At 38.0% G+C, this 13,019-nt stretch carries 12 protein-coding genes; 4 read left to right on the forward strand and 8 right to left on the reverse strand.

The genetic code is table 11. The features are described 5' to 3' along the window. Positions 1 to 110: 110 nt before the first annotated feature. The 4 genes from IEX12_RS06605 to IEX12_RS06620 all read right to left on the reverse strand — a co-directional run bounded on the left by IEX12_RS06605 (position 111) and on the right by IEX12_RS06620 (position 4,803). Positions 111 to 953: a carbohydrate ABC transporter permease gene (locus IEX12_RS06605; RefSeq protein ID WP_088052892.1), complete on the reverse strand. Its 843-nt coding sequence runs from the start codon at positions 951 to 953 to the stop codon at positions 111 to 113. Between the two features lie 37 nt (positions 954 to 990). Beyond that, positions 991 to 1,884, reverse strand: coding sequence for a carbohydrate ABC transporter permease (locus tag IEX12_RS06610; RefSeq protein ID WP_102414892.1), 894 nt, complete (start codon positions 1,882 to 1,884; stop codon positions 991 to 993). 76 nt (positions 1,885 to 1,960) lie between these two features. After that, entirely contained in the window at positions 1,961 to 3,262 is a 1,302-nt protein-coding gene (locus IEX12_RS06615; protein ID WP_188724851.1) for an ABC transporter substrate-binding protein, read from the reverse strand. Between the two features lie 548 nt (positions 3,263 to 3,810). Beyond that, on the reverse strand, positions 3,811 to 4,803 hold the full coding sequence (locus IEX12_RS06620) for an N-acetylglucosamine kinase (protein WP_188724807.1): 993 nt from the start codon (positions 4,801 to 4,803) through the stop codon (positions 3,811 to 3,813). 541 nt (positions 4,804 to 5,344) lie between these two features. On the opposite strand from IEX12_RS06620, the gene IEX12_RS06625 reads away from it, so the two are divergent. The 4 genes from IEX12_RS06625 to IEX12_RS06640 are packed head-to-tail and all read left to right on the forward strand — an operon-like array spanning position 5,345 to position 9,675. Continuing rightward, a complete protein-coding gene (locus IEX12_RS06625) occupies positions 5,345 to 6,409 on the forward strand; it encodes a DUF871 domain-containing protein (RefSeq protein ID WP_188724808.1) in 1,065 nt (354 codons plus the stop codon). Beyond that, on the forward strand, positions 6,406 to 7,305 hold the full coding sequence (gene murQ / locus IEX12_RS06630; protein ID WP_188724809.1) for an N-acetylmuramic acid 6-phosphate etherase: 900 nt from the start codon (positions 6,406 to 6,408) through the stop codon (positions 7,303 to 7,305). The genes IEX12_RS06625 and murQ overlap by 4 nt, the downstream gene beginning before the upstream one ends. A 32-nt stretch (positions 7,306 to 7,337) precedes the next feature. Continuing rightward, complete coding sequence (locus IEX12_RS06635; protein ID WP_188724810.1) at positions 7,338 to 8,801, forward strand: PTS transporter subunit EIIC; 1,464 nt, start codon at positions 7,338 to 7,340, stop codon at positions 8,799 to 8,801. Between the two features lie 13 nt (positions 8,802 to 8,814). Then, on the forward strand, positions 8,815 to 9,675 hold the full coding sequence (locus IEX12_RS06640) for a MurR/RpiR family transcriptional regulator (RefSeq protein WP_188724811.1): 861 nt from the start codon (positions 8,815 to 8,817) through the stop codon (positions 9,673 to 9,675). An 84-nt stretch (positions 9,676 to 9,759) separates the two neighbouring features. On the opposite strand, the gene IEX12_RS06645 is transcribed toward IEX12_RS06640, so the two are convergent. From IEX12_RS06645 to IEX12_RS06660, 4 genes are all read right to left on the reverse strand, one after another. Further along, the gene (locus tag IEX12_RS06645) at positions 9,760 to 9,927 is read right to left on the reverse strand and encodes a hypothetical protein (protein WP_188724812.1); all 168 of its coding nucleotides are present in this window, start codon (positions 9,925 to 9,927) and stop codon (positions 9,760 to 9,762) included. A 688-nt stretch (positions 9,928 to 10,615) separates the two neighbouring features. Further along, positions 10,616 to 11,044: an SMI1/KNR4 family protein gene (locus IEX12_RS06650; protein ID WP_188724813.1), complete on the reverse strand. Its 429-nt coding sequence runs from the start codon at positions 11,042 to 11,044 to the stop codon at positions 10,616 to 10,618. Positions 11,045 to 11,313: 269 nt separating this feature from the next. Next, entirely contained in the window at positions 11,314 to 12,621 is a 1,308-nt protein-coding gene (locus IEX12_RS06655; protein ID WP_188724814.1) for a pre-toxin TG domain-containing protein, read from the reverse strand. A gap of 44 nt (positions 12,622 to 12,665) precedes the next feature. Further along, entirely contained in the window at positions 12,666 to 13,019 is a 354-nt protein-coding gene (locus IEX12_RS06660; RefSeq protein WP_188724815.1) for a hypothetical protein, read from the reverse strand.

Raw genomic sequence — 13,019 nt, forward strand, 5'->3', positions numbered from 1 at the left:
CCAAAAATCAAGTAAATACTATCCAAATTGGACAAAATACTGTCCGACCCCAACTGCATAAATAATTACTGAAAAAAAGCGACACCCGCACAAACCGGTTGCCGCTTTATTTATCCTTTAATAGCGCCTTCTGTCATGCCTTTTGCAATGCGCCGCTGGAAGATTGCGTACAAAATAATCACCGGAACAATTGCAATCACCAATCCAGCAAACAGCGTACCCCAAGCATTCGAATATTGGGCCTCATTACTGATATAGTCAATTGCCAAGGCTAATGTATAGTTTTCCTGTGATTGTAAAAAGATTAGCGCCATGAAATACTCATTCCAAAACTGGATGGCATTCATAATCGTTACCGTGATAATCCCCGACATGGTAAGCGGGGTAATAATTTTCCACAAGGTACCATATGGGGTAATACCGTCCATCGCTGCTGATTCCTCTAATGATTTAGGAATCGTACTCATAAAACTTGTTAATACAAAAATACTGAATGGTAATTGGCTTACAGCATAGACGATCGCTAAGCCGAAAATATTATCCAGTAAGTTTAAATCTGACAGTAAAAAGAACAACGGGATCCAGCCCAGTACCATTGGAATCATCATTGCCGAAACATATACTGTAAATAGTACTTTACTGCCTCGGAAGTTAATCCGTTCAATGGCATAGGCAGTTGGAATAGCCAATACCAATGTAAGTACAGCACCGATTAATGTTACAAGTAAACTATTAAACACACTCGTATCAATATTATAATTTGTCCAGGCATCGACAAAGTTTTGGAAATTCCATGTCTCTGGAAACCCCCAAGGATTCCGATATATCTCGGCATTCGATTTAAACGAACCGATAAACATCCAGAAAATCGGATACAACACCGCAATTGTCCAAAGAATCAATGGAATTCGGATCCCTGTTCGTCCAAGAATTTGACCGACACTTCGCTTCACGTATATTTCCCCCTCCCTGATTCACTATAACAATGGACTAATATTCCACTTTGTCCCTTCGCATAAAAAACTGCAGAATTAATACCGTCACTAATGATAGAATTAAAATCATTACACCAATGGTTGCCCCGTAGCCAAAGTTATATTGTTTAAATGCTTGCTGATACAGATACGATCCCATCACATGTGTAGCATTGTTCGGTCCCCCGCCTGTCATAATTTGAACAATGATGAACGAACCATTTAACGTGGTTATAACAATATAAAGAATTGAAATTTTAATTTGTGGCCAGACAAGCGGTAGTGTTACTTTCCAAAATTGCTGCCATTCATTCGCCCCGTCCATTTCTGCCGCTTCGTAATAGCTCTTGGAAACATTGGTGATTCCTCCCATTAGCATAAGCATAAACAAACCGATACCTGCCCAAATTGATGGTAATACCAAACTTGGTAAAGCCCACTTTTCATCACCTAGCCACGGCCTTACCCACTCTTCCAAGCCAAGAAACTCCAACCCGGAATTAACAAATCCCATCGTCGGATTGTAAATGAATGTCCATAAGATCCCGATAACTACAACTGACATAATATTAGGAAAGAAAAAGATAATCCGATAGAAAGGTGCTTCTTTTATTTTTAATTGGGTCAAGGCAACAGCAAAGAACAAAGCTAGAACCATAATCCCGATAACCTTTGTCACAACAAGGAAATAGTCATGAATGATCGTATCAGGGATAATCGCATCATGGAATAATTTTATATAATTGGCAAAGCCAGTGAATTCCTTATTATCTGCTGATCCCGACCAATCAAAAAAAGAATAGTACAAACCACTAAATAAAGGATATAACGTAAAAATAGCAAACATAATAAAGGTCGGAACTAAACAAAAAGCCAGAAACAGATATTTTTGCTTTTTCGACTGTACCATTTCATCACCTGCCCTCCCAGAAAATGAACAGTATGGGATATGAAGGACTATTCCTCTATATCCCATACCGTAACACCTATTTACTATTTCGGTAATTCTCCGCAGCCTTCTCCGCTTCTTTAACAAATTCTTCTGCGGAAATATTACCAAGCATTAAGGAAACGAGTGAATCGCTAATCGGCGTTTCCAAATCGGCACTCATTGGATGTGGTTTATTATAAATTTGTACTTTTTCCGGGTCATTAATCATGGCATTCGCATCAATCAAATACTGTGGAACATTTTCGTTGGTTGAAAGATCAACACCCTTTAAGTTCATAATTGCCCCCGTATGCTCAGAGAATAAGGTTGCATATTCTTTCGTAAAGACAAATTCAACAAATGCTTTTGCTGCTTCCGGATTTTCCGCTTCTTTCGCGATTGCAAGCGGTCGTAAATCTGGAACAACCACACCTGGCTCCCCTTTATCATTCATTGGTGATGGAACGAATCCGTATTCAAAATCTTCCGGTGTATCGTTTACCATTTCATTTGGCAGCCAGAAACCTACTGGAATATATGCGTTATCATGCAGCAAGAAATTCATTTGCGATTGGGTATGATTCAATGCACCAAATCCTGAATCAATATATCCGGCTTTCTGCATTTCTTCTACTTTTTTCATGACCTCTAAAACAGGTTCACTTGTCCACGCACCTTCAGCACCATCAATCACATCAGCAAGCAATTCTTCTCCACCTGCTGCCGCAAATGCCGGGTATAACACCCCACGCAAGAAGTAATATGGATGCTGTCCTGTTGTAACAAATGGCGAAATGCCTTCCCCATCTTTAATCTCACCCATCGAATTCATAAAGCTTTCAAAATCAGTCGGAACCTCATATCCTTTTTCCTCAAATAATGCTTTATCATACCAGGTTCCCCATGTATCAAACACAAGTGGTAAACTATAGATTTTCCCGTCGTCATATGTTGCAGGATCAACAATAAAACTGTCCATCAATGGCGTTCCGTCCTCAAGCTTTATGTCTTTAACCCAATCTGATAAATCCATCAGCTGACCATCTTCCACCATTTGCGTTTCGCTTGACCCGGCACCGTCAATATATACGACATCGGGCGGACCTCCCGAAACCCAGCGCGAGCGCATTTCTTCGTTAATGTTCGGTCCTGCATGCTCCTTAATGTTTACATCCGGATATTTCTCCTTGAAGTCACCAATCACTTCCTTCCACCAAGAATCACCGTAGCCACCGACGAAGTATTGAATTTCAAGGTCACCGGAAATTTCACCATCGCTGCTGCCACCATCGTTTGACTTTTCTCCTCCGCTTGCTTTCTCGTCATCTGATGAACAGGCCGCATTCAATATGAGCATGAGAACTGCCAGAGCCAGAAACCAGAAACGGCCATATCTTGACTTCTTCAACTTGTTTGCCCCCTTTATTTTTAAAAAATTTATGTGAAACACATAGATGGCAATCGAACCATCCATGTTGTTTCAAAATTCATTAATAATGGATTCATTTATAGTTCTTATGTCACGATAATATCTTTGTCTTTACACTATATGTATGGATTGTTTGGGACATTCCTTGTAAATGAAACTTCATTCTGTGGGGTAGTCTTTCTAACGAAGAAGGTTTGGGTCAACGGAATTTATCTTAGAGGGCGCTCCATTACTTACCAGTTTTTTGTAGGAAATTAAGGGGTCTTACCTGTCTCTCATTACGGTATAAATTGTTCATTAAAAAGTGCTGTACTAATGTTTAGTTGAGCACTTCCATTCTTTCTATTCATTATTTGTGTTCAATATTAAAAACAGTTCGTACTAATTTCCAGCGGTTTTGTTTCTTCCATTTTATTGAGGGTTCCTTGTAGAAAGATTGTCTGTCCTGTTTTACTTAAATGCTAATTAAGTTGCCTTTATCCGCTCCATAATTTATATTTTTCAAACTCTGTTTTTAAATTTTTTATTACTTTTTCATTAACTTCTTTCTCATTTGTAATTAAGGCTCCAACTATCGACCCGCCAACAGGTGGAATCTTAGGTAACACGACTTTAACTTTTTTTGCTTGTATTCTTAGTTCACTTCTAATAAGCGGTGGTACTATTCCGGAATCGGTAAAGATACCTCCGCATAAAACTATTTTGATTTTCTCATTTTCGTTAAAAATTTTTTTATACAATGTAAAAATACTGAAACTTAACTCCCGGGATGCCTGAATAATTATTCCTTTGGCAACTGAATCCTTCTTGTTATATGCTTGAAATACAAGCTTTGATACTGTAGATATTTCATTTTTGGGTATTTTTGCAGAATAAACTCTGGAAATTAATTCCTCGCCATTTTTCACTTTAAAGTGGTCGTAAACCATATCCAACAGAATCGTCTTTTCCCCACGTCCATCATAGGCCTTTAATGCAGCAATGATACCTTGTTGCCCAATATAATAACCACTTCCTTCATCACCAAGCAAATATCCCCAACCACCGACTCTATCCTGCTTCTTGTGCCGATTTATTCCGTAAGAAATGGATCCTGTTCCTGAGATTTGCACTATTCCGGGTCTGCCGTATGTACCAGAATACAAGGCATTTATTGCATCCATATCCACTGTGACAAAAGCTTTGTTAGGAGAATAGCGTTTAATAATGAAAGACAATTTATCAGCATTTGCTTTGCTGCTGGCCCCGGCAACACCTGCAAATACGGCAGTAACTTTTTGAAACTCCTCTAAAGATTGTTTCTTTAGTTCACGGAAAAGGAATCTGAATGTATTATTTATTATTTCATCAGAAATAGTATTAGGATTTGATGGTCCCGCATTGGCATGTGCATAAATAGTCCCTTCATGATCGGCCAAAACTGCCATCGTTTTTGTTCCACCACCATCAACTCCAATAATATAGGTCATTTCGGTATCATCCTTATCTTTTAGAATTTCTTCTACTTTTCTTGTTCAGTCCTTATCAAAAGCTTATTATTTTCACAATAGGATATGTTACATGGTCTAATAAAAGGACTCTTTTTATAATCGAGTAGACAAAACTATTACTGGACTACGCCTCTCAAACGTGTTGATCTTCGCATGTATCCCTCCACATGGTATCCCTTCTCGAAATAAATTCATCATAAACAGATGCTAGACTGCCCAGTTTTGCTTCAACACGTGGCGGCATGCATCATTTCTCAATCACAAGTGCTGGATAAAATAACTGTTCAAGTTTTACCATCGTAAATTCTCCCTTCGCTATTTGAACTATTGATGGATTATGTAATATTGGTTCCATTAATAGTTTTAACACAGTGTAAAATGAAAAAATGATTCTACTTCGACATATTTTTCAGTTTATTATTGAAATCTTGTTTCATTTGTTTTAAAATAAAAATATAAAGATAGATAAAGATCTATTAGTCAAAGAACGAACATTAAAATAGAGAGGGGGATAAATCTATTGATTGGATTTTCTGTATTTCTCAATGAAGATTGGTCAAAAGAAAAGGAAAACTATGTGAATAAAATGGCTGATATCGGATTTGAAGGTGTTTTTACCTCACTGCATATCCCGGAAGATGATGTTTCAAAATACAGTGAGCGCCTGAAATTCTTGTTAGAAATGATTAAGGCTAGAAAATTAAAACTGATGATCGATATTTCAAATAACGCTTTGAAGAATATTGGACTCTCTTTGGATGATCCTAAAGCAATTGTTGAAAGCGGAATCACTGGTTTAAGAATGGATGACGGAATAGATGTTGAGATAATCGCGAATTTATCACACTATCTTACCGTCGGCTTAAATGCCAGTACATTATTGGAAGACGATTATGAAAAACTTGTTCAACACAATGCAGACTTTAGTAATATCGAGGCTTGGCATAATTATTATCCGAGACCGAATACAGGTTTGGATGAAAAATGGTTTTATGAAAAAAATTCTTGGTTAAAAAGTATGCGTTTTAAATTAAGTGCATTCGTTCCGGGTGATAGCAGTTTACGTTTACCGTTGTATGAGACACTCCCTACTCTGGAAATCCATCGATATCAAAATCCCTTTTATTCGTCGTTATCTCTTCTGCGGGATTATATGATCGATGACGTATATATTGGTGATCCAGGTTTATCAAATGAAACCTGTCAACAATTTAGAGAATACCTTCATCATATGATCTTGCTTTTTCATGCAACTACTATTAACGATAAATGGATTTCATACGTTTACAAAGATCATCAAAATCGATTGGATGTCTCCAGGGATGTTATCCGTAGTGACCAATCAAGAATTCTTCATAAAAATGATTGTTTAGAGCCCGAAAACACTGTACTCAGAAAAAAGGGAAGTATTACGATCGATAATAATCTGTATAAAAGATACAAGGGAGAACTACAAGTAGTAAAACGGGTACTTTCATCTGATACAAAAGTAAACGTGATTGGACAAATTATCGATAAAGATTTGCCATTACTTGATTTTATAAAGAGTGGTACAAAATTTAGGATTAAGGAGATAACACGATGAACTTAGATAGACTTACTACAGAACAACGGAACAAAAACACAATGAACTTGGACACGTTATCAACAATTGATATTTTGCGATTAATGAATGATGAAGATAAGCGTGTTCCAACAAGTGTAAGAAAAGAATTGCCGCAAATTGAGAAAGTTGTAGAAGCAGTCAAGCAATCATTTAATCAGGGCGGACATTTGATTTATGTCGGTGCAGGTACGAGTGGCCGATTAGGAATACTAGATGCTGCTGAATGTGTACCAACATTTAATGCCGATCCGTCCATGGTGCAAGGATTAATTGCTGGCGGTATTTCTGCTATGACCGTTGCAGTCGAGGGTGCAGAGGATTCCCGCAATTTGGGTGAAGAGGATCTAAAAAATATACATTTAACGGATAAAGATACCGTCCTCGGTATTGCTGCCAGTGGCAGAACACCTTATGTTATTGGCGCTCTGGAATATGCGAAAAAGGTTGGTGCAACAACAGCTAGCCTTGCTTGTAACAATAATGCTGAAATAAGTAAGCATGCTGATATAAATATAGAAGTTCAGGTTGGTCCGGAAGTACTGACCGGTTCAACAAGATTAAAGTCAGGTACAGCGCAAAAATTAGTATTAAATATGATTTCAACAGCTTCCATGATTAGTATAGGAAAAGTTTATAAAAATTTAATGGTTGATGTTAAGCCAACGAACGATAAATTAGTAGAACGTTCAAAATCGATTATTAGACAAGCAACTGACTGTAGTTATGAAGTAGCAGACCAGTTCTTCCATGAAGCCGACAATAACGTTAAGTTAGCGATCGTTATGATTTTAACCAACCTTTCCAAAGAAGAGGCAAAACAGAGGTTAAATGATAGTAAAGGATTTGTTAGAAATGTCATTGAGTCTGAAGTCTAACCAATTTTCATAATTTAAGGGGAGTGATCAAGATGACTGAATCAAAGGAACAACGATTAGCTAGAGAGATTTATAACAAAGTTGGCGGTATAGGGAATGTAGAAAAACTGATCCATTGTATGACCAGGGTCCGTATGACAATTAAAGATTATAGTAAAGTAGACATGGACGGTCTTAAATCTGTTGATGGAGTTCTTGGTGTTGTTGAGGATGATACATTACAGGTCATTGTCGGACCAGGGATTGTCAACAAGGTTGCAAATATCATGGTTGCTGATGCTGGCGTAAAGCTCGGTGAAGCTTTCCCTGACAACCCTTCCGATCAAACTGAACAAGCATTAACCGATCGACAAATGGTTGAGGCGAAAGCTGCTGAAAGAAAAGCAAGGGAGAAAGCAAAACATAACAACAACTCGGCATTCAAGCGTGTATTAAAATCAATTGCAAACATATTTGTTCCATTAATACCTGCCTTTGTTGGTGCTGGTATTATCGGCGGTATTGCAGCGATTTTTTCCAATCTGATGACCGCCGGAAGCATCAGCCAAGATTGGGAATCCATTGTTGCTACATTGAATATCATTAAAAATGGACTATTTATGTATTTAGTCATTTATGTCGGGATTAACAGCGCCAATGAATTTGGTGCTACACCAGGGCTAGGTGGTATCATCGGTGCGATAACGATGCTACCCGGAATGAACCCTGAGGCTCCACTTACAAATATTTTTAACGGCCATGAGTTGTTGGCTGGTCAAGGTGGTATTATTGGTGTTATTTTTGCTGTATGGGTTCTATCTTTGGTTGAGAAAAGATTGCACAAAATCATTCCAAATGCTGTCGATATCATTATAACACCTACAATTGCATTATTGGTAGTTGGGCTATTCACAATATTCATTGTCATGCCTATTGCAGGTGTCGTATCAAATGCACTTGTAGGATCGATCACCTGGGTTCTAAATGTAGGCGGTATGTTTGCAGGATTCATCTTAGGTCTGTTCTTCTTACCGATGGTTATGTTTGGATTACACCAAATTTTAACACCTATTCATATTGAAATGATTAATTCATCAGGGTTTACGCTTCTGTTACCTATTTTGGCTATGGCTGGGGCAGGTCAAGTTGGCGCAGCATTTGCCCTATGGGTTAGATGTAGAAAAAACAAAAAAATAACTCAATTAATTAAAGGAGCTTTGCCAGTTGGAATTCTTGGAATTGGTGAACCGTTAATCTACGGTGTTACATTGCCATTAGGTCGTCCATTCATTACGGCATGTATCGGTGGTGGTATTGGTGGTGCTGTGATTGCCGGAATTGGCAATATTGGATCGATTGCCATTGGTCCAAGTGGTATTCCGCTTATTCCGCTTATCGCTAATGGACATTGGATGGGATATGTAATCGGATTAGTAGCAGGGTATATTGGTGGATTTATTGCGACTTATCTCTTTGGCGTACCTAAAGATATTCGGAAGGAAACTAAAATAGACTAGGTTGGGAACTGTTTTGGAAGAAAATATCATACTACAAATAAAATCAAAATTAAATGATCTTTCAAAGGCGGAAAAAAAGATAGGTGAATATATTCTGCTACATTCTGTGGAAACGGTAAATTATAATACAAATGAACTAGCGCAAAAAGCTGGAGTTAGTCCGGCAACCATTGTCCGTTTTTGCCGTTCTATTGGATTGTCGGGTTTCTCTCAATTAAAAATCCGATTATACGCCGATGCTTCTGGTGTCGATGAAGACTTGTATACAGATATCACGCCTAATGAGGATGTATCACTGATTGCTGAAAAATTAGCTTTAAGATTTAATCAATCCATTTCACAAACAGCAAATCACTTAAATAAAACCCGTATTGAAGAAGTTACAAAATTATTGGATAGTTGCCCAACTATCTATGTATACGGTATAGGTGCGTCACATGTCGTTGCGGAAGACTTTACACAAAAGTTTTCCAGAATCGGTAAGACAGTGGTAAATATGCTTGATCATCATTTATTAAGTTCTTCTTTAATTAATGCTGGTGAGCAAAGTTTGTTTATCGCAATATCTAATTCGGGTGAAACTAATGAAATCATTAAATTAACACAGATTGCTAAACAAAGAAAGTTGCACACAATTGGCATTTCTCAATATGAAAATAGCACATTGGCAAAACTGGTGGACTATCCAATCATTCATCATGGAGGTGAAGCGGTTATGCTAAGAAGTGCGGCAACAACATCATTAATTTCACAATTATTTACAATCGACATGCTTTATTATGCCTATGTAAATAAAAACTCCAAGAAAATCATGAATATGTTAAAGGAATCAAAAATAAGCATTCAAACTTTTTTTCATAAGGAAAACAGCTAATACAAATTTGGAGTGCCAGATACCATATGGTGTCTGGCACTTTAATTTTTGGTGATCGGAAAAAAAGATATATTTTTCCCGCCCTTATGCGGTGAGGTCTTTTCCTTTTTGCTTCACCGTTCGTAATGATGTCTTGGAAAACTCCACAAGTTTTGCGAGCTTTCCCGTTGGATTCAGCCCTTTGATCCCTTTAATCTTTTTCGTTTCTTTTGCTGCCTTGCCTACCTTACCGGCTTTCGTAACCGGCACCAATGTCAAGGCACTCCAGCCAACCGCTTCTGCCCACTCAGCGAGGGTTAACTCCTCCCCGGTGAACGAATCCTATCTGTTGAAAACCCGATACAGATCATTTACCCCAACAATTTCTCCTGACCTTACAGTAAATCTTCCATTGTCACGCCATCATTTGTCTTAGTTGTACGGTTAAATCACTGGATTGGACGGATTTTTTGGTTAAATTCATGTATTTCATTTTTGTATAAAAATTGGTTAATATTGTTAGTTCTTCTAGTATTTACTGATATTGCTGCTGCAGTTATGAAGTTAGGCCTAGAGTCACCCAAATCCTTGTTACGTGCTGAAGTTTATACATGTTGATAATTTGTTAGAAAAAAGCCAGCATCAGAGATGACAGGCTTTTTCAAACATACATATATTATTTTTATTAAACCCAAGTTTAGCGTTAACTTTTTCCAATAGTTGCAATAGCAAGGTTTTTGGTTTGTGGATAAGCTTTGTAGTCTCTAATAAAAAAGACTTTAAAAAACCTGCCACAATGGGCTTATAAAATGTGATTTTACGATTTGGGACTACATAGTTTAAGAGTAATGCTCCGAGCCCTTGCTATTACAGCATTTGGAAAATTATGCAACTAAACTCGGGATTAAACAAAAAAGATAGTCACGAAAACTAAAATCAATTCTTCCTGCAGTAAATTATATTAACAGTTGAAATAATCCTTCAGAAATTCATAGAATGTTGACCAAGTTTCCTTTAGCTCACCTTTTAAAAGCAACTCATCTCCACCCTCAAAATTAACTGAATAAACTTTATCCGTTACAGTATCAAGTACTAGTACTGCATTTGCTGACATTTCGCTTAAAACCAGAAACTTTTTTGGAAAACCGTGTTCCTTTCTGGAAATAAGTGTATATGATTTTATATTACTTTCCTCATCTACAATATCCAATAACTCAAAGGGAACGTGTTCTTCCCAAAAAGGTCCAGCAAATCGATTATAAAACTCACGGAATGTATCCGATACATCTACCTCTAAACTAGCTAAAGCATCATTCACTTTATTTATATTATCACGTTTATAAATTTCTTCTCCGATAACCTGATCTAATTTCTTTGGTAAGACATTCATTTTAAGTATCATTCCTTTCGCAGTGCTCAAGGTACAAAAATGTAATAAAAGTAACATAGTGTAAATAAACTCTCTTTATATTAACAATTCAATTTATCAATAGCAAGCTGGCAACGTCCGTCTCACCCTCTAAGGACTTAGAGGGTATGTGCTTACAAACACTAGATTATAAGCATGCATGTTTAATATTTGTGAGTTTATAATTTTTTCAAGTGCGTTTGCATTGCTATGCATTTTTTTAATTATAGCGTATTTGACTTCTTTTAAATCTATTTACCTAATGCTTCTTGTCCCCTCATTTTCCAGTAATTAATTGAATCTACTTTTTGAAATGCCTTTCTTGTGGGGTCATCCATAGGATAAAATGGGTTCAAATTTCCCTTATAAGGATGTAATGGGGCTTTTTTTGCATTACTAATATTATGATATCTCGTAGAAGCTTCAAATAATGGCCCCACACCTTTTTGTTGAGAGTGGTGCAAAGTTGCAACACTACCTGCATCATCAAGTATAGGAGCTAATCCATACTTCGTGGAAGCTTCTGCGTTCGTTAATCCACGTCCTTTTTTTGCCCCGCTTGTTCGAACCATATCCCAGTTAATATCACTTCTTTGATAGATCTTATACGTGAAGCCTGTTCCATCCTTACCTGCATAATACTCTACACTTCTCGTGAAATATTTATTATTCTCATAATCCTTTAGATATCTGTAAGTTCCTTTTACAGATTCGGAATTTTTAATAGTTACTCCACTACTATTATACATGTAAATTTGCCCGTCATCTACCAACCTAACCCCTTTAGTACCTGTTCCAGCCATTGCAGGACTCAGTTGATTCCCAAACATATTGGAATACCGATCCACAAAATATTGAATTTGCCTTTTCCCTTCTGTGGTAAGGTCCTGCCCTTTTTGCTTCACAGTTTGCAATGTGCCCTTGGAAATTTCGCCAAGTTTTGCAAGCTTTTCTGAAGGGTGTAGCCCTTTAACACCTTTGATCTTTTTCGTTCCTTTAGCTACCTTGCCCACTTTTCCGGCTTTGGCAACTGGTACCAATGTCAATGCACTCCAGCCAACTGCCTCTGCCCACTCACCAAGTGTTAACTCCTCTCCTGTGAACGGATCTTTTCCATTGAAAACCCGGTACAGATCATTTACACCGACAATTTCTCCGGCGCCCGCAAGTAAGTCTTCCATTGTGACGACATCTTTTGTCTCGGTTGTGCGGTTAAATGGCTGGATATGGCGAATCCTTTGGTTAAATTCATGGATTTCATTTTTATCCAAGAGACGATTAATCGTTGTTACCGCTTCGATATATGGATTTACCGGTTTCGCCGCTGGAAGCGTATCATGAAGGGGTGGCATTTTCTTGTTGACGTAGGTGGTTCCTTTTTGCTGCAACGCATCGTATTCATACCCTGCGGCGGCCAAGTCCTCCGGAGCAAGGAGACCTGCTGCTTCGTCCAGGATGGTTAAATGCCTTCTAACGATCGCTTCCTGATCTTCATAATGACGATGCATGCGCATCAGATAATCGGCCATTTCTTCCGTATGTACGGATAATTTTCCCACTGCTTCCCCTCCCTCTCTATGGATGCTTTGCCTGACGCACTGCATTAATCAGATCCATAATCGCTGGTAATCCGGTTATATTTATACGATCGATAGCTTTCCGTTGTCCCACCATACATGGCCGCGAGATTCCTGTCCGTATTGCTGAATTGTTCAGCGATCGCTGTTGCATTATCTTGGAGCGTTGTGATGTTACTGCATAAAACTTCCATCAGATTAATCAATGTATCCAAATAATAATGAATGCCCGATAGGCTGGAGTTGTCTATCCCCTGTTCCTCCAGCGTTCGCTTAAATAGGATTAATTTCTGCGCCATCGCCTCAGCGCTAAGTTCCTCTTCGTAAAGTGTTGCATATAACTCCTCGATACGATCCGGATCAATCTTTACTTCCGGCAT

Source organism: Lentibacillus populi, from assembly GCA_014642895.1.
In the GTDB taxonomy this organism is placed as follows: domain Bacteria; phylum Bacillota; class Bacilli; order Bacillales; family Amphibacillaceae; genus Lentibacillus_C; species Lentibacillus_C populi.